The 23,186-nt window shown below is 37.0% G+C and carries 23 protein-coding genes and 1 tRNA gene; 23 read left to right on the forward strand and 1 reads right to left on the reverse strand.

The features are described 5' to 3' along the window. The first annotated feature begins 1 nt into the window (after window position 1). The 11 genes from ACYPXO_RS03510 (at window position 2) to ACYPXO_RS03560 (ending at window position 10,716) form a co-directional block, all read left to right on the forward strand. Entirely contained in the window at window positions 2-886 is an 885-nt protein-coding gene (locus ACYPXO_RS03510) for a DUF3881 family protein (RefSeq protein WP_459639299.1), read from the forward strand. A 38-nt stretch (window positions 887-924) separates the two neighbouring features. Beyond that, window positions 925-996, forward strand: a tRNA-Arg gene (locus ACYPXO_RS03515). A 104-nt stretch (window positions 997-1,100) separates the two neighbouring features. Then, window positions 1,101-2,507, forward strand: a complete 1,407-nt coding sequence (gene cls / locus ACYPXO_RS03520; protein ID WP_459639300.1) for a cardiolipin synthase — start codon at window positions 1,101-1,103, stop codon at window positions 2,505-2,507. Window positions 2,508-2,542: 35 nt separating this feature from the next. Then, window positions 2,543-3,106: a dTDP-4-dehydrorhamnose 3,5-epimerase gene (rfbC, locus tag ACYPXO_RS03525; protein WP_459639301.1), complete on the forward strand. Its 564-nt coding sequence runs from the start codon at window positions 2,543-2,545 to the stop codon at window positions 3,104-3,106. Next, on the forward strand, window positions 3,094-3,915 hold the full coding sequence (gene rfbD / locus ACYPXO_RS03530) for a dTDP-4-dehydrorhamnose reductase (RefSeq protein WP_459639302.1): 822 nt from the start codon (window positions 3,094-3,096) through the stop codon (window positions 3,913-3,915). Before rfbC ends, rfbD begins: the two co-directional genes overlap by 13 nt. Further along, entirely contained in the window at window positions 3,912-4,343 is a 432-nt protein-coding gene (locus tag ACYPXO_RS03535) for a C-GCAxxG-C-C family protein (RefSeq protein ID WP_459639303.1), read from the forward strand. Before rfbD ends, ACYPXO_RS03535 begins: the two co-directional genes overlap by 4 nt. A 91-nt stretch (window positions 4,344-4,434) precedes the next feature. Beyond that, window positions 4,435-5,769: a glycosyltransferase family 2 protein gene (locus ACYPXO_RS03540; protein ID WP_459639304.1), complete on the forward strand. Its 1,335-nt coding sequence runs from the start codon at window positions 4,435-4,437 to the stop codon at window positions 5,767-5,769. Continuing rightward, window positions 5,766-6,692 carry a sulfurtransferase gene (locus ACYPXO_RS03545; protein WP_459639305.1) on the forward strand — a complete coding sequence of 309 codons (927 nt, stop codon included), beginning with the start codon at window positions 5,766-5,768 and terminating at the stop codon, window positions 6,690-6,692. Before ACYPXO_RS03540 ends, ACYPXO_RS03545 begins: the two co-directional genes overlap by 4 nt. A 77-nt stretch (window positions 6,693-6,769) precedes the next feature. Then, a complete protein-coding gene (locus ACYPXO_RS03550; protein WP_459639306.1) occupies window positions 6,770-7,534 on the forward strand; it encodes an ABC transporter permease in 765 nt (254 codons plus the stop codon). An 8-nt stretch (window positions 7,535-7,542) separates the two neighbouring features. Continuing rightward, on the forward strand, window positions 7,543-8,283 hold the full coding sequence (locus tag ACYPXO_RS03555) for an ABC transporter ATP-binding protein (protein WP_459639307.1): 741 nt from the start codon (window positions 7,543-7,545) through the stop codon (window positions 8,281-8,283). Then, window positions 8,284-10,716, forward strand: coding sequence for a glycosyltransferase family 2 protein (locus ACYPXO_RS03560; RefSeq protein WP_459639308.1), 2,433 nt, complete (start codon window positions 8,284-8,286; stop codon window positions 10,714-10,716). Here ACYPXO_RS03560 and ACYPXO_RS03565 read toward each other — a convergent pair. Continuing rightward, the gene (locus ACYPXO_RS03565; protein WP_459639309.1) at window positions 10,705-11,667 is read right to left on the reverse strand and encodes a glycosyltransferase family 2 protein; all 963 of its coding nucleotides are present in this window, start codon (window positions 11,665-11,667) and stop codon (window positions 10,705-10,707) included. The two genes, ACYPXO_RS03560 and ACYPXO_RS03565, sit on opposite strands and share 12 nt — an antisense overlap. Before the next feature lie 50 nt (window positions 11,668-11,717). Between ACYPXO_RS03565 and ACYPXO_RS03570 the strand changes: the two genes are divergently transcribed. The 12 genes from ACYPXO_RS03570 to ACYPXO_RS03625 are packed head-to-tail and all read left to right on the forward strand — an operon-like array spanning window position 11,718 to window position 23,175. Further along, window positions 11,718-12,668 (forward strand): glycosyltransferase family 2 protein, encoded by a 951-nt coding sequence (locus ACYPXO_RS03570; RefSeq protein ID WP_459639310.1) that lies wholly within the window; start codon window positions 11,718-11,720, stop codon window positions 12,666-12,668. Beyond that, a complete protein-coding gene (locus ACYPXO_RS03575; protein WP_459639311.1) occupies window positions 12,649-13,716 on the forward strand; it encodes an LCP family protein in 1,068 nt (355 codons plus the stop codon). Before ACYPXO_RS03570 ends, ACYPXO_RS03575 begins: the two co-directional genes overlap by 20 nt. Further along, window positions 13,643-14,650, forward strand: coding sequence for a phosphotransferase family protein (locus tag ACYPXO_RS03580; RefSeq protein WP_459639312.1), 1,008 nt, complete (start codon window positions 13,643-13,645; stop codon window positions 14,648-14,650). Before ACYPXO_RS03575 ends, ACYPXO_RS03580 begins: the two co-directional genes overlap by 74 nt. Before the next feature lie 11 nt (window positions 14,651-14,661). After that, window positions 14,662-15,342 carry a TVP38/TMEM64 family protein gene (locus tag ACYPXO_RS03585; protein ID WP_459639313.1) on the forward strand — a complete coding sequence of 227 codons (681 nt, stop codon included), beginning with the start codon at window positions 14,662-14,664 and terminating at the stop codon, window positions 15,340-15,342. Continuing rightward, window positions 15,332-16,303: a (Fe-S)-binding protein gene (locus tag ACYPXO_RS03590; RefSeq protein ID WP_459639314.1), complete on the forward strand. Its 972-nt coding sequence runs from the start codon at window positions 15,332-15,334 to the stop codon at window positions 16,301-16,303. Before ACYPXO_RS03585 ends, ACYPXO_RS03590 begins: the two co-directional genes overlap by 11 nt. Before the next feature lies 1 nt (window position 16,304). Then, window positions 16,305-16,994, forward strand: a complete 690-nt coding sequence (locus ACYPXO_RS03595; RefSeq protein WP_459639315.1) for a TVP38/TMEM64 family protein — start codon at window positions 16,305-16,307, stop codon at window positions 16,992-16,994. Beyond that, complete coding sequence (locus ACYPXO_RS03600) at window positions 16,994-18,331, forward strand: TIGR04283 family arsenosugar biosynthesis glycosyltransferase (protein ID WP_459639344.1); 1,338 nt, start codon at window positions 16,994-16,996, stop codon at window positions 18,329-18,331. Before ACYPXO_RS03595 ends, ACYPXO_RS03600 begins: the two co-directional genes overlap by 1 nt. Window positions 18,332-18,351: 20 nt before the next feature. Continuing rightward, complete coding sequence (locus tag ACYPXO_RS03605; RefSeq protein WP_459639316.1) at window positions 18,352-19,593, forward strand: ABC transporter substrate-binding protein; 1,242 nt, start codon at window positions 18,352-18,354, stop codon at window positions 19,591-19,593. Window position 19,594: 1 nt separating this feature from the next. Continuing rightward, entirely contained in the window at window positions 19,595-20,464 is an 870-nt protein-coding gene (locus tag ACYPXO_RS03610) for an ABC transporter permease (protein WP_459639317.1), read from the forward strand. Beyond that, window positions 20,461-21,273 carry an ABC transporter permease gene (locus tag ACYPXO_RS03615; RefSeq protein ID WP_459639318.1) on the forward strand — a complete coding sequence of 271 codons (813 nt, stop codon included), beginning with the start codon at window positions 20,461-20,463 and terminating at the stop codon, window positions 21,271-21,273. The genes ACYPXO_RS03610 and ACYPXO_RS03615 overlap by 4 nt, the downstream gene beginning before the upstream one ends. Before the next feature lie 20 nt (window positions 21,274-21,293). Next, window positions 21,294-22,325, forward strand: a complete 1,032-nt coding sequence (locus tag ACYPXO_RS03620) for an ABC transporter ATP-binding protein (protein WP_459639319.1) — start codon at window positions 21,294-21,296, stop codon at window positions 22,323-22,325. Next, the gene (locus ACYPXO_RS03625; RefSeq protein ID WP_459639320.1) at window positions 22,306-23,175 is read left to right on the forward strand and encodes a nucleoside hydrolase; all 870 of its coding nucleotides are present in this window, start codon (window positions 22,306-22,308) and stop codon (window positions 23,173-23,175) included. Before ACYPXO_RS03620 ends, ACYPXO_RS03625 begins: the two co-directional genes overlap by 20 nt. Window positions 23,176-23,186: the final 11 nt, after the last annotated feature.

A 23,186-nucleotide genomic window follows, 5' to 3' on the forward strand; every position in this document is an offset into this window, starting at 1 on the left:
AGTGCATGAATTTTTAAAAGCAATTGGATTTTCAGATTTACATTCAAGAAAAGAATTAAAAGAAATAGTATCGGCTGTAGAAAATGATTTTTCTATAGAGCAGAGGATTACTCTGGAAGAAAATGTGGATTATTGCGAGAGAAAAAAAGAATTTGGGGATAATATAGGAATAACCGTTTGTGGTGAAATCAATGAGGACGGTAAGTTTGAAAGGGAATATTACTATCCTTATTTCGAAGGAACGGGAGTTACAAGTTATGCCGATGTAATTTTGGAAAAACGTATGGAGAAAGAAATGTATGCCGGACTCTGTGAGGAAATGAAAGTAGGAGTAAGTCTTATTTTTCATTTGCAGAATATGGTGGAATATCGAAGAGAAAAACGTCTTGGACATATTAAGAAAAATTCTATCTCCGTTACGTTATCCGCACTTGCAGAAAGCGGAACAATTTTATTTCCTATTCAAAAGGATGAATTGCAGGAACAGAGAAGTCAGGAAGATGCGAGAAATCGAATGATGTTGATGAGCGCTGCAAAAAGCGGAGATCAACAGGCGATTGAAAGCCTTACATTAGATGATATTGATATTTATTCTCAAGTATCTAAAAGGTTGATTACAGAGGACATATTTAGTATTGTAGATACCTACTTTATGCCGTATGGTGTAGAGTGTGACAGATATTCCATTATGGGAACAATTTTGGGCATAAAAGAAATACATAATTCTTACACAAATGAGGAATTATATATATTTACATTGGACGTAAATGAATTGGTTTTTGATGTGTGTGTTCCAAAGAAGAGCGTAATGGGAGAACCGGAAATCAGAAGGCGATTTAAAGGGAATATATGGTTGCAAGGTCGCATTAATTTCGGTATAATATAAAAGATGAGAAGAAATCGGAAGGTTTCTTCTCAAATTGAGTTCCCTTAGTTAAATGGATATAACAAGTGCCTCCTAAGCACTAGTTGTGAGTTCGATTCTCGCAGGGAACGGTTGTAAAGGAAATGATGAAAATCATTTCCTTTTTTGTTAGAGATAAAAATGTGATATAATATCCTATAAAGCGGTAAATATAATTGAATAGGAAGGTGATAAATTGTTACATTTAATATTATTTATAATCTATATTTTGCTGATTCTTATGGTAATTTTTGTAGAACGGAAACGTCCCACAGAAGCACTTCTATGGGTGGTAATTATGATTTGCCTTCCGTATTTTGGAACAATTTTATATCTTATTTTCGGAAGCACCGTTGCAATTAAGTTGACAACTGTAATTCGTAAAAAGAAGTTGAATGCACAGCCGTATAATGTGGAATTATTACCGTCAGTTTCTATTGATGAAAGTCAGGTTTCTGAATCGGATTTACAGGTTATTAGATTTAATACGGTTTATAATGCAAGTGAACTTACCTGTTATAACAAGTCTGATTTCTATACAAATGGGAAAAGTCATTATACGCAATTATTTCAGGATATTACTTGTGCTAAAAAATGTATTTTTATAGAATTTTATACGATTCATCATGACGTGGTTGGGGAAAAATTTGTAGAACTTCTTACCGAGAAGGCGAAAGAAGGAGTAGAAGTATGGGTAATGTGTGATTTTATTGCCAATTTATCTACTCCGAAAAAGATGTTTCAACCACTTGTTGATGCAGGCGGAAAAGTTGTACGTGTGAAACCGTATTTTACACATTATAGAAGTCATAGAAAAATTGTATCTATTGATAAAAAAATAGCGTATATAGGTGGAATGAATATTGGAAAACAGTATGCAAATATGGATAAAATCAAAAATCCGTGGCGAGATACACAGATTCGTTTGGAGGGAGCATGTACATCTGTTTTGAATACATATTTTTTAAAAGATTGGTTATGTTCAATTAAACGATGTGATTGGCAGCATACGATTTCCTATATAAATAAGATGAAAGTAGAAGAATATGAGATGACTTCATCTTTATGTCAATTTATTGTTGGTGGTGTAGATACGGATAAGGAAGCCGTTAAGATGTGTTATCTGAGTATGATTAGAAGTGCAAAAAAACGTATTCGTATTCAATCACCATACTTTATACCGGATGCTTCAGTTTTAGATGCGCTTAAGACAGCAGCGGCTTCAGGAGTGGAAATAGAGTTGATGATTCCGGGAATTAAAGCAAGTTTCTTTTTAGATCCGGTTACAAATTATTATAGCGGGCAGTTGTTGGAATACGGAATAAAAGTGTATAAATATAAAGGATATATTCATGCGAAGACAATGATTATTGATGAAGAATTATGCTGTATTGGTTCTGTAAATATGGATATGAGAAGTTTGATGGTTGATGATGAGGTATGCGGAGTATTCTATGAAAATCAGTTAGTACAGAAATATAATCAAATATATGATGAAGATATTTTAAATAGTGTTCCGTATACTTGGGAGCAATTTCAAAATCGTAGTAGAAAAGAGAGAATAATGGAATGTATTTTCTTTCTGTTTGCACCATTAATGTAGTAGATTTTCTTTGGCATTTGAAAAAAGGAGAGTATATGTCGCAGATAAAAGTAACAGAAACAAAATTACAGGGGATAAAAGTCGTGCAACCGCAAGTGTTTGGGGATAATCGAGGTTGGTTTATGGAAGGGTACCAATACGACATATATAGCCAAGCGGGAATTACCTGCACGTTCGTGCAGGATAATCTTGCATATTCAAAGAAAGATGTGTTGCGGGGATTACATTTCCAAAAGAAGCATCAGCAGGATAAATTAATTAGCGTATTGCACGGGAAGATTTTAGATGTGGTTGTAGATATAAGAAGAAACTCAGCGACATTTGGACAATGGTTTAGTATTGAATTGTCTGCTGAGAGTAAAAAGCAGTTATTTATCCCGAAAGGCTTTGCACACGGATACATCGTACTGTCTAAGGATGCAGAAATATTATATAAATGTAGTGAAAAGTATTATCCGGAAGAAGAGAGCGGTATTTTGTGGAATGATAAAGACTTACAGATTGACTGGCAGGTTGAAGATGAAGGAAAGTTGATTTTGTCTGAGAAAGATAAAAAATGGCAGACATGGAAGGAGTTTTCCTGCGGATGCGAGTATTAGTTACAGGGGCTGACGGACAACTTGGCAAAGCAGTTGTGGAAGTGCTGGGTAGAAGAGGTTACGAGATTATCCCGACAAATAAAAGAAATATGGATATTACGGATGAACGGGCGGTTGAAGATATTTTTTCTCAGAGAGATATGGATGCAGTTATACACTGTGCAGCTTATACTAATGTGGAAAAAGCCGAAGAAGAACGGGAACTTTGTGGAAAAATAAATATAGACGGGACAAGAAATATTGCAAGATCGTGTGAACGAAAGAAGATAAAGATGGTTTATATCAGCACAGATTATGTGTTTGATGGGGAAGGAACCCCCCCATATTGTATTGCCACGCAGAAGAATCCGTTGAATATGTATGGTTGGAGTAAACACATGGGGGAGGAGATTGTCCAAGAAGAAGTAGAAAAATATTTTATTGTTAGAACATCATGGATATTTGGAAATTCAGAGAATGACTTTGTAAAGAAAATGTGCAGACTCGCGAAAGAGGGAAAAACGCTAAAAGTGGTAAATGACCAGTTTGGAAAACCTACATATGCTTGGGATTTGGCTGAGGTTATCGTTGATTTGCTCGAAGCAGAGAAGTATGGTATATATCATGTGGCAAATGATGGGGATTGTACATGGTATGAGTTTGCAAAAGAAATCTTTAAACAATTAGAAAAAGATATAGATGTTCTTCCGGTTTCCAGTGAGGAATTTTTACAGAAAGCAAAAAGACCGACTGACAGCAGACTAAAATGTAGTGTGATTTTACCCCATTGGAAAGACAGATTGAGAAGATATTTAGGAGGTAGAAAATGACAGAAGAAATGATTAAAGAAGAATTTATGAAAGGATACGATTGTTCACAGGTAGTTTTAAGAGCGTTTTCGGATAAATTAGGATTGACGGTAGATGAGGCGAACAGAGTATCGGCCTGTTTTGGCGGCGGAATGATGATGGGAGAAGTATGCGGGGTTGTAACGGGAGCATTAATGGTGCTTGGATTGAAATATGGACACAGTAAAGAAGAAAATCTGTTGGAACAGAAAGAGATAATGGCAGAAAAGAGCGGAGAATTTAGAGAAAAATTTATGAAAAAATACGTAACGGTGAATTGTAGAGCGTTGCTTGGTTATGATGTTTCTAAACCGGAAGAGTTGGAGGAGGCATTGAGCAGCGGACGTATGTTAGGTTTTTGTCCGAAACTGGCAAAAGAAGCGATAGATATTTTGAATGAAATGATATAGAAAATATCTATATATAAAAATCTATAGAAAAAACCAATTTGATATTGTACATATATTGTGTCAATATTAAATTGGTTAGGAGAAATAAAGTATGGTCAGCATTGTTTTAAGTACATATAATCGTGCAGGAACGTTGAGAATGACATTGGATAATATATTACAACAGACGTATGAGGATTTTGAACTGATTATTGTAGATGACGGTTCTACGGATTGTACGAAAGAATTATTAAAAGAATATACGGACAGGCGAATAAAGATTTTCTTCTTAGAAGAAAATCAGTTTTATTGTATGGCGGCAAATTATGGACTGCAACAGATAAAAGGTGAATATGTGGCGTTTGCCACAAGTGATGATTTGTGGGAAAAGGACAAGTTAGAACTACAAATGAATTATCTGGAAAATCGAAAGGAATGCGGAGCGTGTTTTACCTATTCAGATGTGATTGACGAGAATGGGGAAAGTGCGAAAGAACAGTTCGATATGTTATCAGGATTGCTTATGAAAAATTTCTATACGCAGAAAGAGTGGATTCAACAGTTTATTTTTGAAGGTAACTGTTTAAGTCACCCTTCTGCAGTTGTCAGAAAAGATGTTTTGGACAGAGTTGGAAATTTTAATTTATTATACTGTCAGTCAGCAGATATGGATTTGTGGCTTAGAATTGTGCGTTATTATCCCATTCATGTCATTGATAAAGAGTTGGTGCATTACAGATGCTATAAAAATCCGCAGGATCAGATTAGCGGAGCAGATGAATTAAAGGCAGCAAGATTTTTAAATGAACATATGATTATTCGGCGTAAATTTATTGAAGATTTATCCGATGAAGAAGTGATAAAATTTTTCGGAGATTGCTTCCGAAATAAAGATGCAGGTTCGCATTTAGAATTGGAGATTGAAAAGGCTTTTTTATTATTGCATTGTGCAAAAGGTTTGCCGGATTTTCATATATTAGGAATTGAAAAATTTGAAGAATTGTTGAGAAATCAAGAAGTGGTTTCTATTTTAAGAGAGAAATATCATGTGAAATTGCAGGATATTTATGAATGGAATTTAGGGCATTTTTATATGGATTTCGGGATTCATGTTAAATTGGCAGAGCGGGATCACGAAATTCTGGTTTTGCATGAGCAATTACGAAAAGAAAAAGAGTATACGCAGGGATTACAGAGATTTAGAAGAGAACTGCAGGATGAATTGAAACAAGCACAGAACCGGATAAAAGAACAGGAAGAGGAACTGGAAAGCAAGAAAAATCATATCGAAGAGATACAAGAAAAGATGATAGAAACGGAACTGTGTTTAACCGTGAAAGAAAAGGAATTGCGGGAAGAGAAAGAAACGCACAAAAATACAATGTTTCTTTTAGAAGAGGCTTTGTTGGAAAAATTAAAAATGCAGGAAGAGAGAAGGAAAAAATGAGAAAAACAGGAGTTATTTTATGTAGTGTAGCGTTGGCTATTTCTGTTATTTTATCGGGATGTGGAAATAAGAGTCATAAGACGGAGAAATCAGACGGTTCATCAACATTTACGGGAGAATTTATTATCAGTGCAAAAGAGGCTGAGAAAAAGTTGGAGGATGATGACGTTTTATTTATAGATGCCAGAGGAACAAAAAAAGCGCTTTTAGGAACAGTTGAAGGTGCAGTTGTGACTGATTGGCAGTCATTGTCTACCTGTCAGGAAGGTAAGGCGGGAGATGAGAACTGGGGACTTGTGCCTGAGCCGAAAGAACTGACAAAGCGTTTACAGGAACTTGGAATTGAGAAGGACAAAGAGATTATTGTTCTCGGACAACCGGAAGACGGTTGGGGAGAGGACGGAAGAGTTCTTTGGGAATTAAGACAGGCAGGTTGTAAAGATGTGAAGATTGTGGATGGCGGAATTACGGCAATGAAAGACATCGGGGTATCGATGAAACTCGGGGCGTCAAAGCCGGAAAAATCAGATATAAAAGTAAAAGAACTGGATACATCACATGATATTATGACAGAGAAACTGCAAAAAAATTATGATGATTATAAAATAATAGATGTCCGTACAAAAGAGGAATACGATGGAGCAATTTTATATGATGAGGCAAAAGGAGGACATCTTCCGAACGCTGTTCACATTGCATATGTAGATTTATTCCAAAAGGACGGTACATTAAAGGATAAAGATAGCATTGTGAAAATGTTTGAAGATAAAGGTGTAAAGAAGGATGATGAAATCGTAACGTATTGTACGGGAGGAATCCGTTCGGCATATGTACAACTTGTTTTGGAAATGTGCGGATATGAGCATACATATAGTTATGGACAGTCATTTTGGAGATGGGCAGTAGTTGGAGAAGTAGAATAGGAGAGAGAGGTGTTCCTTCCATGCGTGTTATCCGTGTGGGAGAGTAACCTCTTTTTCTTTGAGTAAGAGAGAAAAAGATGAAAGAGTTGTGGAAATACAAATCTCTGTTGTATGAACTTGTGAGCAGGGACATTAAAATCAAATACAGAAGATCAATTTTGGGCGTTTTGTGGACTGTTTTAAATCCACTTTTGATGATGATGATTTTATATCTTGTCTTTTCAAAATTGTTTCGTTTTGATATTGAAAATTATGCGATTTATATTTTGAGCGGACAGGTTATTTTCAATTATTATCAGACGGCTACGACAGATTGCATGATGGCGATTTTGGGAAACGGTTCTCTTATTAAGAAAGTGTATCTTCCTAAATATATGCTTGTTTTGGCGAAGATTTTATCAGGGGCAGTAAATCTTTTTGCATCATTTATAGCGCTTCTTGTCGTAATGCTGCTGACAAATGAAAAATTGTCATTTACGCTTGTGTGGGCAGTTTTTCCTTTTGTTTGTCTGATTTTGCTTTCATTTGGAGTGGGACTTTTTCTTTCTGCCATTGCGGTGCGGTTTAGGGATGTACTTCATTTATATAGTGTATTCTGTACGGCGTTGTTTTATCTGACGCCGGTTATCTATCCGTTCTCTATTTTGCCGGAGTATATAAAAGACATAGTGAGTTATAATCCGATTACGAGAATTTTAGAATCATTTAGAATGATTATTATAGAAAATGCAGTGCCGAACAGTGCGGATATGGCATATTGTTTTTGGGCGGCAGTTGTTATTTGGGCGGCGGGGGCTATGGTGTTTCATCGAAGGCAACAAAAGTTTATTCTTGATTTATAGGAGGAAATATGAGCAGACCGATTATTCAAGTAGAAAATATTTCCATGCAGTTTTATATGGCATCGGAAAAGGTGGATAACTTAAAAGAATACTTTGTGAAGAAAATCAAAGGGCATATTTCTTATGACAGTCTTTGGGCATTACGCCATGTTTCGTTTGAAATGCAGAAGGGAGAAAGTGTGGCGCTTGTTGGGCTTAACGGAAGCGGAAAAAGTACGTTTCTGAAGATTTTGGCGGGAGTGCTTAGACAGACAGAGGGGAAAGTTGTCGTAAACGGCTCAGTTGCCCCTCTAATTGAACTGGGAGCAGGATTTGATATAGATTTAACTGCGAAGGAGAACATATGGCTGAATGGGGCGATTTTGGGATACAGCAGAGCTGTGATGAAGGAACATTATGAAGAAATAGTGGATTTCAGCGGTTTGGAAGAATTTATGGATACCCCGATTAAAAATTTTTCATCAGGTATGTTGGCAAGGCTTGCATTTTCCGTAATGACTTTCGGTACACCGGATATTTTGATTGTGGATGAGGTTCTTTCCGTTGGAGACTTTACATTTCAGGAAAAGTGTAAAAGGCGTATAAGAGAAATGCAGGAAAAAGGAACGGCGATTTTACTTGTTTCACACAATATAGAACAGGTGAGAGAAGTCTGTTCAAGAGCGGTTTGGCTCGAGAAAGGGCAGGTTAAAATGGACGGACCATGCGAAGAAGTGACGAGAGAGTATTTATTGCGAGGAGAAATATAAGTGGAAAACAGGTTTTATATACAGTACGCCAGATTTCACACTGCGGAGAAAAATACATTTTTAATTTGCGGACATTGGCATGAGGGCAGTAAAAAAAATAGAGAACTGTTAGTTTCTTTAGATTATACAGCATTAAAAGTTACAGTGCAGAAACAGAAAACGATTAAGACGCCAAAAGCATATATTGAGCAGGGGGAGAGTGATGAAAAAGTATTTTATTGGATTACACTTCCGGAAAAGTATACGACATACGAAAAACTGCGGGTTTTTGAGAGGGAAAGATTAGAGTTAAAGGAAATTTTCTGTATGGATACAGACACTCTAAGGAAACTGGAAAATCGTGTGGAAATGAATATTGATGAGATTGCTTTTGGAGGAACAGGTCTTATTGTGCGGGGCTGGTGTATTGCAAAAAAGAATTATTCCATTGCAATTAATGGAAATACTATTGACAAGGAGAAGATTTCTTTTCAGAGAAGACCGGATGTGGAGAGGGTATATCCTGAATGTGAGAGAGAATGGATTCGCGGATTTATCGTGGAAACGGATGAGAAGCAGCAGGGAAAACTTTTGATAACCGTACAGTGTGACGGGAAGATGAAGTCGGAAAAGAAGTCAGTTTCTCAATCTGTTTTATATAAGGGGTATCGTAAATTAAAGGAGATCGGCTTTAAATCAAAAGTGTATTATCAGCAGTTTGGAATAAGGCGGACAATCCGAAGGGGAATGGAAAAACTGACAAAGAAAGAGCGGGCGACTTACGAAACATTTCGTCTGAAATATTTTCCAAATAGGAAACAGTTGGAAATGCAGAGAAAGATGAAATTTCCGTATGAGCCGGAGTTTTCTATTGTTGTACCGCTGTATAAGACACCTCTTGTTTATTTGGAAGAATTTATTCAGTCTGTGGAAGAGCAGACATATCCGAAGTGGCAGTTGTATTTATCAGATGGAAGTGGAGAGGACTCTCCTTTACGGGAGAAACTGCGAAAATATGCGAAGAAAGATAGTCGTATTCATATTATAGAAAATGACAGACAGTTGCAGATTTCAGAAAATACAAATGAGGCGTTAAAGAGGGCGGAGGGCGATTTCATTGTGTTTGCAGACCATGATGATACGCTATCGCCTGATGCATTATATGAATGTACGAAAGCGGTCAACACATTTCCAAAGACGGACATTATTTATACGGATGAAGATAAGGTGTCTATGGATGGAAAAGAGTATTATCAGCCTCATTTTAAGCCGGATTTTAATATAGATTTATTGCGGAGCGCAAACTATATGTGCCATTTATATGTGGTGAAACGGACATTGTTTGAAAAAGTTGGTTATCTACGTCCGGAATATAACGGTTCGCAGGATTATGATTTTATCTTGCGGTGTGTGGAGCAGACGAAAAATATTTTGCACATTCCGAAAATATTGTATCATTGGAGGATACATCCTAATTCTGTTGCGGGTAATCCGGACAGTAAGACATATGCCTATGAGGCGGGGAGAAATGCAATTCAGGCACACTATAAACGAGTAGGAATTGATGCGGATATTGAGTTTCTTTCACCAGGATTTTATCACTCTATATATCATTTGAAAGAAGAACCTCTTGTTTCTATTATCATTCCAAATAAAGATCATGTGAAAGATTTGGAAAGATGCATAAAGTCTATTCAGAAGAAATCAGATTATCAACATTATGAGATTGTGATTGTGGAAAACAATAGCGAAGAAGAGGAAACTTGGGGATATTATAAGAAACTTATGGAGGCACATAAAAATATCTTTGTATATGAATATAAGGGGAATTTTAATTATTCTGCCATTCAAAATTTTGCGGTGCAGAAGGCGAATGGGGAGTATCTTCTTCTTTTAAACAACGATACATGGCTTGAGCGTACGGAAAGTATAAGAGAAATGCTTGGTTACTGTATGCGAAAAGATGTGGGAATTGTGGGAGCAAAACTTCTCTATCCCGATGACACAGTACAGCACGCAGGGGTAATTGTCGGTTTGGGCGGTGTAGCAGGACATGCCTTTCTCGGAGCAGATAAAAAAGAACCGGGATATTTTTGCCGTATGACTTGTGTGCAGAATTACAGTGCGGTGACGGCGGCGTGTATGATGGTGAAAAAATCCGTCTATGAAGAGGTGGGTGGAATGGATACAGAATTACAGGTTGCCTTTAATGATACGGATTTCTGCTTAAGAGTGGGAGAAAAAGGATATTTGGTTGTTTACAATCCGTTTTCGGTATGGTATCACGATGAGTCTAAGACGAGAGGACTTGAGGATACGGAGGAAAAAATAGAAAGATTTCGCAGAGAAATCGAGTATTTCCAGAGAAGATGGAAAGTATTTTTAGAAAACGGAGATGGAAATTACAATCCAAATCTTGCTCTGGACAGACACGATTTTTCGTTAAGACAGTAGACGTCTTTTGATATATTGAAAGAGATAGAGAAATGTACCGTACCAAATCCACGGTTCTGTTCGACAAAAAGACCGAAAATCCGGTTCGGAAATGGTTAGATTTGTGCGTAAACCGTCTATAATGCCCTTTCTATAGTAGGTATGGAGATGATATTTACGGAAATAGATATATTTCCCAATCATTCCTGCAAAGAAGAAAGGGGCATGGATAGTACGCTGGAATTTTGTCAGATTTTTCTTTCTGAGCCATATGTTGTTCCGTGCAGAGTGATATACTTTAAAAGAAGTATATTTTGCCTTGGTTGTTCCGCTGCCATGATGATATACAATAGCAGTTGGACAGTGGACGTTTTGAAAGCCAAGTCTTTTTGCACGGAAGCCGAGGTCTACATCTTCCAGATAAGCGAAGAAAGACTTATCGAAAAGTCCGACACGGCGAAGGAGCGAGCGTCTGTAAATAACGGCACAGCCACAGTTTGAGAAAACTGCGGAAGAAGTTTTATGGGAAGGATTTAATCCCTGACTGCGACAGAACGCATATCCTTGTATACTGTAGAAATCTCCGTTTGTATCTGTAAGATGAGGAGATTTTAGAGTGAGGACATTTGCACCTGCGGAAAAAATTTTAGCACTTTTTTCCATTGTACAGATAAGATTGGCAATACAATCGGGGGCAAGTATGGTATCATTATTTAAAACCATAATATACGGACTCTTTGAGTGGCATATTCCCACATTGACAGCGGCGGCAAATCCTGTGTTTTCAGACAGTGCAATGATATGCACATCAGGATAATTATCGGATAACCAGCGTATGCTGTCATCGGAAGATGCATTGTCCACAATTATGACGTCAAAATCCGTAAAGGTTTGTTTTGTCAGAGAATGTAAACAGGCAGAGAGAAAGCGTCTGCCGTTATAGTTTGGAATAATAATATTGAGTTTCATCATAACTTTCCTTTAACTTAGAATTAGTATTATTGTAACAGAGGAATAAGAATATGTGTATAGTAGATGTAATGATTCCTGTATGGAAACCGGACGGGCGTCTGCAAAAATGTGTGGAGCGTCTGCTAAAACAGACGGTGGACATTCGGAGAATTACTCTTGTTTTATCGGTGGATTCCACTTGGAATGGAGAAAAAGTGGAAAAGTGGTTTGTGAATAAGAAAAAAGTGGAAATTAGACGTATTCCACGGGAAAGTTTTAACCATGGAGGGACAAGACATGATTGGGCAAAGACAAGTGATGCGGACTATTTTCTGTTTCTTGTGCAGGATGCAGTGCCTGTAGATAACCGATTGGCAGAGAGATTGATAAGTTGTATAAAAAATGAAAATAACGCTGTGGTATATGCCAGACAGATTCCGTTTCGGACAAGCGATGAGATAGAAAAATACGGAAGATACTTTAACTATCCGTCGGTAACTGAGAAAAAAACAGGAAAGAAGTTAAAAAACGGAGGAATTAAGGATTGCTTTACTTCAAATGTATGTGCCGCATACAGAAGAGATTGGTATGAGAAAGTCGGAGGATTTGAGCGGGATATTTTGCTCAGTGAGGACAGTGTTTTTGCGGGAAAAGCGTTGATGTTGGGCGCGAACGTGATTTACTGTGCGGAGGCAAAAGTATTTCATTCACACTATTATGGCTATCGTACCCAGTGGAAGAGAAATTTTGATATTGGTGTTGTTCATCGGCAGTATGAGAAGATTTTCAAAGGATTGTCTTCGGAACAAGAGGGAGTACGGCTTGTAAGATATACGGCAGTTTATCTGCTGAAGAAAAAAAGGGCAGATTTATTGCCACGGTTATTTTTGATGAGCGGTGTCAGATATGTGGCTTTTGAATGTGGGAAGCATTATAAAGTGTTTCCAAGAATGCTAGTGAAACAATGGAGTTGGGATAAAGAGTATTGGAGGAGAAGAGAACATGGAAGAAAACAAAAATAAGAAGAAAAAAATTATTATCGGCTGTATTGCGGTAGTTCTTGCTTTGCTTGTGGGCGTAGGCGTTTATGCCGGAACGAAACTTTCTAAAATAAAAAAAGGAAAAGTAGATACAACTAAACTTAATATTTCCAAAGAGGTGGACAAGGAACTCGGAGATAATTATTTGAATGTGGCGTTGTTCGGGGTAAATGTGACAAGCCCACAGGAGTCTGTTGTGGACAGTGACGCAGTGTATGTTGTAAGCCTAAATAAAAAGACGAAGGAAGTTAGAATGTTTTCCGTATATGGAAATACAATGATGAAACATAACGGAAAGGATATTAAGATGAAGGACGCCTATGCGAAAGGCGGACCGGAAAAAGCGATTTCTGTTTTAAATGAAACTTTGCGTTTAAATATTGAGAAATATGTTTCTATTAATTTTAAGGCGATGGCAGACGCCATTGATATTCTTGGCGGTATTGAGATAAATATACAGCCGGATGAAATTCCTCATATTAATGGTTATGCACAGGGGATTGCGGAATTGATGGGAAAACAACCTAAACAAGTGACGGCAGCGGGAAATCAGCTGTTGGACGGTGTGCAGACGACAGGCTACTGTCGAATCCGTGTGACAGAAGGCGGAGATGTGAAGAGAGGGAGCAGACAACAGGAAGTTATCACAAAGATGTTAGGCAAGTTAAAAGAGGCGAAGTTTTCACAGATGGATAAAATTATAGACAGTGTATTTTCACAGGTGGAAACAAACTTTAAAACAAAAGAAATTGTAGATTATGGCAAAGATGCCATGTCTTATAAGGTTGAAATACTTAAGCCGTATCCAAGACAGATTAAACCGCAGGTGAGAAAACCGGTTGATCCGAATGTCCCGTTTACAGATTACGAGGAAATCGTAGAGGGAATTGACGTTAAAAAAGATGTGGAAGAGATACACGGGGAACTGTTTCCGGAAATAGAGGGAGATAAGAAAGATGGAGAAGAAGGTACAACGTTATGTGCGAAGCCGGCGATTTTGCGAGGCGTTGGGGATTTCAGCAGAAGATAGACGATTAGAATTACATTTACTCGGACAGGGAGAGTACAATGTGAATTATTGGTTTTGTCATCCAAATACAAAGGAAAAACTTGTTCTGCGAATCAATACGGGAAGTCAGATGCATTTGGATAATCAAATTGTGTATGAATACGAAACGTTGAAACTTCTTCAGAACAGTAAAAGGACACCTCGTCCGATTTTCGTAGATGATACGAGGGAAGATATTGAATATGGCGTAATGGTTATGGAGTTTTTGGAGGGAAGACCTTTAAATTATCGAACAGATATGAAGTTAGCGGCGGAATGTCTGGCAGATATTCATTCTATGCCGATTGAGAAGAATCGTATTCTTCTTTCGCCGAAAGATTGTCTGCGCGCTATCTTAGATGAATGCAACGAGATGATAGAAATATATAATAAATCACCTCTCGGAGAAGAGAAGAAAAAGATAAAAATACAGAAAATGCTTGAAAGTGGGGAAAAAAAACTTACCATGGCAAAAACATATGATGGTCAGGTCTGCTGTATTAACACTGAGTTAAATTCAGGTAATTTCCTTATAAATGGAGCAGGAAAAGATAATTACCTTGTAGATTGGGAAAAGGCGCTTTTGGGAGATATGGCGCAAGATTTAGGGCATTTTTTAGCTCCGACAACGACTTTTTGGAAGACGGATGTTATTTTGTCTGAAGAGGAAATGGACGACTTTGTACAAGAATATAGAAAACAGGTTGGAAATCGCATTGAAGTGGGGGATTTAGAGGAAAGATTGAAGTTATTTCTTCCAATCAACTGTCTGCGTGGGATAACTTGGTGTGCAATGGCGTGGATACAGTATCAAGGTGGGGATAAACTGATACAAAATGAAAAGACATGGGGAAAACTCAACCAATATCTTGCGGATGAATTTTTGGAAGAAATTAGCAGACGATACGAATTGTAAAGGAAGAGAAGATGAAGAATAAAAAATTATGGATATTTATTGGAATGATTGTTCTAATAGCCGTTTTTAATCAGATTTTTGGATGGTCATCGTACATAGGAGATATAAATAATCTGTCTTTCTTAAAGAGGATGGTGGAGGAAAACCTTGCCATAGCCGTTTTACTGTATATTGTATTTACCATTGTGGGATGCGTAGTTCTAGCGCTTCCCGGCGTTACTTTTGCCATTTTGGCAGGACTTTTGTTCGGTTCGGTTTTAGGAACAATCTGTTGTTCCGTTGCAACGACAATCGGTGCGGTACTGGCATTTATCGTGGGAAGATATTTCCTAAAAGACAGTATAAAACCTCTTGTTGTTAAAAATAAATATTTAAAGAAATGGCTTTTTGACAGTTCGGGAAAAAATGAATTGTTTGTTTTGATGATAACAAGACTTGTCCCGATTTTTCCTTATAATCTGCAAAATTTTGCCTATGGAATAACAGATATAAAATTTAGTACCTACACGATAGGTTCATTTCTTTTTATGCTGCCGGGGACGGTGATGTATACGGTTGGAACGGCGGGACTTACAGATGGTAAACATAGAGTACTCTATCTCGGGATAGCAGTGTTACTTGCGGTTATTGTTATGGGAGTAGGATTTTTTCTGAAAAAACGCTATATAGGGGAGGATAAAGATGAAGAGTAGAGAAGATTGTACGCATTGCGGACTCTGTAAGAAAAACTGTAGTTTTTTAGAAAAATACGGATTGGACATCGGACAGATTGAAGATAGAGAAGATTTGATTTATCATTGTTTTCTCTGTGGAAAATGTACAGAAGTATGCCCGCAAAATATAGACGGTAGGGAGATTATTCTTCGTATGCGTCAAAAACAGGTGGAGGAAAATAGGGGAAAAGTAAAAGAGAAAGGTTACACAATGCTGTTAAAAGAAAAGCAAGACTATCTGTTTCGGAATTATCAAAATGTAACGACAAAAAGTGTTCTTTTTACAGGATGTAATTTTCCTTCTTTTTATCCCGAAACAACAAAATATTTGATTACAAAGTTACAGAAAGAAAAGGGAATAGGAGTGATTTTTGACTGTTGTGGAAAACCGATAGCGGAACTTGGTTTAAAAGAACAGGAGAAAAGAATTATAGATGAGATGGAAGAAAGATTACAGCAGGAGGAGATTGAAGAGGTTATCATGCTTTGTCCGAATTGTTATTCTTTCTTGAAGGACCGTCTGCGTATAAAAATTGTAAGTATTTATGAAAAATTACAAGAGTTTGGCTGGGGAGAAGAAATTAAAGGGAAAGTAAATATCTTTCCGCCATGTCCGGACAGGGAAAAACAGACGCTTTTAAAAGAGATAAAGTCATTCCTTGCGGAAGAACCAAACATTATTCAAGATGTACAGTGCTGCGGTCTTGGAGGATGTGCGGGGAAAAACGAGCCGGATTTAGTGGATAATATGGTAGAAAACATACGAAAAAGTGGAAAAGTATATACATACTGTGCATCCTGTTCGGGAAATTTTACAAGAAAGGGATATACAGATACGGACAATTTGCTCGTGAAAATACTTGGCATGGAGGAAAAGCCGGATACAGCAAAATCCATTGTAAATCGAATGAAGATGAAATACTGGAGGGGTGAAAACTAAAATGAAGAAGAGTACAATGAAGAAAATAGGTGTTTTGAGCGTTTTAGCAGTCTGTATAATAGGGTGTTATGCCATTACACCAATCAGAGATACGATGAAAGAGATTTTTCGTATGTTTGCAAGTGGGGATTTTACAGTTGTAAAAGAGTTTGTTGCATCTTACGGAATATATGCGGGAATGATTTCCTTTGGATTGATGATTTTTCAGTCCGTAGCCGCACCGCTTCCAGCGTTTTTGATTACATTTGCTAATGCAAGTTTGTTTGGTTGGTGGAAAGGTGCAATTCTTTCCTGGACAAGTGCGATGGTAGGAGCGGCGCTCTGCTTTTTTATTGCAAGAATTTTAGGAAGGGATATTGCGGAGAAACTGACAAGCAAGGCAGGACTTGCACAGATTGATACGTTTTTTGAGAAATATGGGAAAAATACGATTTTAATTTGTCGTCTTCTTCCATTTGTTTCATTTGATATTGTAAGTTATGCGGCAGGACTTACGTCCATGTCTTTTGGTTCATTTATGATTGCTACGGGAATTGGGCAGTTGCCGGCAACAATCGTGTACTCTTATGTGGGCGGAATGCTTACGGGAGGAGCGAAACTTCTTGTATCGGGGTTGATGATTTTATTTGCGTTATCTATTTTGGTAATGATGATTCGTAAAATATATATGGACAGGCAGATGAAAAAATGATGAAAAGAGCAGTCATTATCTTTACAAGAGCACCTATTCCCAACCGGACAAAAACGAGATTGATGCCATATTTTAATCCGAAGCAGTGTGCCAAACTTCATGAATGTTTTCTAAAAGATATTAGGCGGGAGTGCGACAGAATAAACGCAGATGTTTTTGTCTGTTATACTCCCAATGAGAAAGAGGCAAAGGAGCAGTTGCAGTCCTTACTTGGAAATGAAAAGAAATATTTTCATCAGCAAGGGGAAGGGCTGGGAGAGAAAATGTATCAGGCTTTTGAGAAGGTTTTTTCTCTTGGATACACATCCTGCATTCTTATGGGAACGGATATACCGGAGATTAGGAGAGAACATATTGAGAAAGCATTTTCGGTTTTGGAGAAAAAGGAGGTTGTTTTTGGAAGAACTGAAGATGGAGGCTACTACCTCGTAGGTATGAAGAAAGCAAGGCGGGAAGTATTTGGTCTTGATACATATGGACATAGTAGTGTTTTTGCGGAAACATTGGAACAGTTGAAGAAGAAAAAGATTAGTGTAGGCTATACGGAAACTTTAAATGACATGGATACTCCTATCGACTTAAAAAAGTATCGAAAGAGATTAAGAAAAGACAGAAAACTTTTTCTGACAAAAACAGAAAAATATATTTGGGAACAACTTCGCATATCCATTATTGTTCCAACCTATAATGAAGAAAAAACTATTCAAAAACTACAAAGGCAGTTAAAACCGTTGCAGAAGAAATGTGAAATTATTTTTGTGGACGGTGGCAGTACAGATAGAACATTACAGTTAATTGACAGTGCATATCGGGTACTGCATACAAAAAAGGGAAGAGCGAAACAGATGAATGCAGGAGCGAAGGCAAGTCATGGAGATGTATTGTTTTTTCTGCATTGTGACAGTGAACTTCCTAAATATCCGTTAGAGGAGATAAAGCGGGTGATGCGAAAATATAGAGTGGGATGCTTTGGAATTGCATTTCATTCAAAGAATTTCTTTATGTTTACCTGCCGTGTTATATCGAACCATCGCATAAAAGACAGAAAAGTTATGTTTGGCGATCAAGGGATTTTTATCGATAGAGATTTATTTTTTGATATAGGTATGTTTCCAAACCTTCCGATTATGGAAGACTATCAGTTTTCTTTAAATTTAAAGAAAAGGAAAATAAAATTGGGTATTGCCCGAAAAAGAATTTATACATCTGACAGACGTTTTCCAAAAGGAACGTCAGCAAAACTTCAACTTATGTGGAAGATGAACCGTCTTCGGAAAATGTACAGGGATGGGGTGGATATAGAAACCATTTCAAAACTGTATAGAGATGTAAGATAACAAGAGAGAGGAAGAAAGAAGTGAAAAAGAGGATTTTAGCAGGAATTTTGGCACTTGCCATGTCATTTTCAATGATGGGTTGCAAAAGTGAAGAACAAAAAAAAGAGCAGAAACAGGAAATAAACATTCAGACAATGTCATTTGATAAAATAAAGGAAGCTGCAAAAGGAACAACTGTAACTTTCTATGGCTGGGGCGGTGATGAGAAGTTGAATGAATGGTTGGACAATAAGTTTGCACCACGAATGAAAGAAAAATATGATATTACAATGAAACGTGTTCCGATGGATATTGATCAGGTATTAAGCCAGTTATCAGGGGAGATACAGGGTGGAGAAACAGACGGAAGCATTGATATGATTTGGATTAATGGTGAAAACTTCCAGTCAGCGAAAGAAAATAATATGCTTTATGGACCGTTTACGGACAAACTTCCGAATTTTGAAAAATATGTAGATGGAAAGAGTGAAGACGTAACACTTGATTTTGCATATGAAATTGATGGATATGAAGCACCTTACGGAAAAGCACAGATGGTTATGCTTGCTGATAAAGCAGTTGTGGAAGACGTTCCGAAAAGTGTCGAAGAATTAAAAGTGTTTGTGAAAAAATATCCGGGAAAAGTAACATATCCTGCACTTCCTGATTTTACCGGTAGTGCCTTTGTCAGAAATATTATTTATGAAATTTGCGGATACGAGCAGTTTTTAACAATGAAACCGGATAAAGAAATAGTCAGAAAAGCAGTTGCTCCTGCAATGCAATATTTAAGAGAATTAAATCCATACTTATGGAACAAGGGAAAAACATTCCCTGAATCTTCTACAACTTTGGATAAAATGTTCTCTGACGGAGAAGTGAATCTTTTTATGACATATGGTGCGTATGATGCAGCGCTGAAAATTGCAGATGGCTCATATCCGGAAACAGTGCAGTCATTCCAGTTTGATAAAGGAACAATCGGAAATACGAACTTTATGGCGATTGCGAAAAACTCAGGTAACAAAGCGGGTGCGATTGTTGCAATTAACGAAATGCTCTCTCCGGAAGTACAGGCAGACCGTTATGACAAATTAAAAGTTATTCCTGTTCTTGATAATGCGAAACTTTCAGAAGAACAGAAAGAAGCATTTGCATCTGTTGATTTAGGAAAAGGAACAATTCCGCAGGATAAATTATTATCAAAACGTCTTCCGGAAATGCCTGCTGAATTAGTACCGCTTATCGAAGAAATCTGGATAGAAGAAGTTGTAGGAAAATAAAATGAAAAAATGGGTACCATATATACTTTTGGTTCCTCAGATTGTACTTACCGTATTATTTATGATAGGGTTAATTACAGGAATTACTCAAAGTTTTGGAGTAATTCCTGCTTTTGAATTGAGAGAACCTACATTGAGATATTATAAAGAAATTTTGGCAAGACCGGATATGTTTCAGTCAGTTTTATATAGTATAAAAATAGCATTTTTTTCAGCGGGAATTGCGACAGTTGGAGGTGTGCTTCTTTGCTATGTTTTTGTGAAAATCGGAAAAACAAAGGGAAATGCTCTTCGTGTGATTCAACTTCCGATTATTGTTCCTCATGTAATTGTTGCTCTGTTTGTCGTCAACATCTTTTCACAAAATGGTATATTGGCGAGAATGGCATATGCTTTTGGGTGGATTGCGGAACAGCAACAGTTTCCTATGCTCATTTATGATACAAAAGGAATTGGAATCATTCTTGCGTATATATGGAAAGAAATTCCGTTTATTTTCTATTTTGTTATTGCTCTTATGGCAAATATACAGGACGGATTGGGTGAGGCGGGAATGAATCTCGGTGCGGGAAAATGGACTGTCTTTTGGAAAATTACATTGCCTCTCTGTAAAAACACGATAGCAAGCGGATTTTTGATTATTTTTGTCTTTGCATTGGGGGCATATGAACTTCCTCTTTTGCTTGGTGCGACTTTGCCGAAATCTCTTCCGATTTTGGCATATCAGCAATATATTCATCCAAATCTTAGAAACCGTCCTTATGCGATGGCGCTCAATGGAGTGATTATTGTTATTTCTTTACTCAGTGCAGTGCTTTACTTTTTACTGATGCAGAAAAATGTGAAAGAATTGAGGAAGAAACAGTTATGAAAAAGAGAAAATCAATTTTAGGCAACTGTATTTTTGCTTTCATGGTGCTTATTATTTTACTTCCTGTTTTCACATTGTTGATTTGGATATTTACGGAAAGGTGGGCGTGGCCTGATTTTATTCCACAAGTATTTTCTCTTCGTGCAATAAGGGAAGTGGTAGGAAGAAAAGAAGAATTAATCAGTGTGTTTTCTTCGAGTATTTTTATTTCAAGTGTGGTTGCATTATTTTCTGCAATGATAGGATTAATGACAGCAAGGGCTATTGTTGTTTATGAGTTTATCGGAAAAAAGATGATTTATTTTCTTTCCGTATTACCTTTTATGGTTCCCGGAACAGTTTTTGCTATGGGGATTCAGATGATATTTATTAGATTGGGATTGAATAATACAGTTTTAGGTGTGATAATTGCACATTTAATTTGTTCTTTACCTTATGCAGTACATTTGCTTATAGATGGAACGAGAGCGGTAGGAAATAGATTAGAAGAGCAGGCGAGAGTGTTGGGGGCATCTCCGTTTCAAGCATTTTATAAAACTACATTACCAATGCTTGTTCCAGTGATTTTATCAGCGGTCAGTATGTCTTATATTATATCATTTAGCCAGTATTTTCTTACACTTATTATCGGTGGAGGAAATGTAAAAACATTTACTATAGTAATGGTTCCGTATTTACAAAGTGGAAACAGAAATATTGCCAGTATTTACAGTGTGATTTTTCTTGGCGTAACATTGCTTGTGTTTACCGTGTTTGAAAAAATAGGAAAACATTGGACGAAAAACAGTGGTGGGGAATTTTATAGTTAATTGATAAAGAGGAAAAAAACATGAGTTTAACAATAGAAAATTTGAAAGTGACTTTACAGAAAAAAGAAATTTTGCATGGCATCACATTGGACATCAAAGAAGGAGAGTTTATTTCTCTTTTAGGAAAGTCAGGCTGTGGAAAGACCACTTTGCTGAAATGCATAGCAGGATTTTTAGAAATGGAAGAGGGAAATATAAGTATTCAAGGAAAGTCTGTTATGAATGTTTCTCCTGAAAAAAGAGGTACGGTTATTGTTTTTCAGGATTTAAGGTTGTTTCCACATATGACTGTAGAGAAAAACATTATGTTTCCGATGGAGTTAAGGAAAGTTCCAAAAAAAATACAGAAAGAGACAGTAAAAAAATTACTGGAGGACGTACAACTGGTAGGATTTGAAAAGCGTAAAATTAGGGAAATGTCGGGAGGACAAATGCAACGAGTGGCGATTGCAAGAGCATTAGCAGCAAATCCGAAAGTTCTTCTGTTAGATGAAGCGTTTTCCGGATTGGATGAAAATCTCAGAGGGGAAATGAGAAGTCTTGTAAAACGGTTACATGAAGAGTGGAAGATAACAACCATTCTTGTTACCCATGATAAGCGGGAAGCGTTGCAGATTTCTGACAGGATTGCCTTGATGAGTGAAGGGGAAATTTTACAGTATGATACGCCAAAAAGAATGTTTTATTATCCCTCTTCAAAGAAAGTTGCGGAATATTTCGGTGAGGTGAATTATATTCGTGGAATCGTTCAGAAAGGGAAATTTGTAAGTGAACTGTTTGAGAAAGAGGTGGATTTACCGGACGGAGAGTATGAGGCTATGATTCGCCCTTCTTCTGTAAAAATTACGGAAAATGGAAAATATAAAGTGATAGACAGTACGTTTATGGGAGAAATACAGGAAGTAAATATACAAGCAGGAAAACAGATGTTAAAAAGTCAGGTAATGAACGAAAGAGTAGAAAAAGGCGATGTAGTTGGAATTGAAATAAGCGATAAGGAAATCAATTGGTTCAAAAGTGGAGAAAAAGACAATGAAACAGATTATATTTGATTGTGACAATACATTTGGAGTAAAGGATTGTGATGTAGATGACGGGCTGGCGTTATTATATCTTCTCGGTTGTGGGGAGGCGAAAGTACATGGCATTACAACAACATATGGAAATAATGAGGTGGAGGTTGTTTATCACACAACGAAAAAGATGCTAAAAGATTTGGGAAGAATGGAAATTCCCGTGAAAAAAGGTGGGTCAAAAAAAGGAGCATACGAAAGTGAAGCAGTAGATTATCTTGTAGATATGGCAAATCGTTATGCAGGAGAACTGAGTATTCTTGCAACAGGTTCACTGACGAATCTTTGCGGAGCATACAAAAAAGATTCGCATTTTTTTGAAAAAGTAAAAGAGATTGTGCTAATGGGTGGTATTACAAGTCCGCTTGTTTTTGAGAAAAAAGTGATGAATGAATTAAACTTTTCTTGTGATGCTCATGCAACATGGACAGTTTTAACGAAAGGAAAAAATATTTCGATTGTTACAGGAAATAATTGTTTGAAAGTGTTGTTTACGAAAGAAGAGTATAAAGAAAGATTATTTCAGACAGAGAATAAATCAGCAAAGTATATTCGTGAAAAGACAGATTATTGGTTTAAATATAATGAGGATGATTACGGAATAAAAGGATTTTATAATTGGGATGTAATTGCCGGAGTTTATTTAATCCGACCGGAACTGTTTTTTTCAGAGAAAGAAACAATTTTTGTTTCGGAAAGAAATCTGGAAGTAGGTTTATTAAAGAGTGATAAAGCGGGAAACTGTAGATGTCGGTTACCAGTTATTCAGGAGGAACAAGCATTAAAAAATGAAATATACAGAGCGTGGTTACAAGTAAAGATACCATAAATAGATAATTC

The sequence above is a fragment of the Faecalimonas canis genome (genome assembly GCF_054601575.1).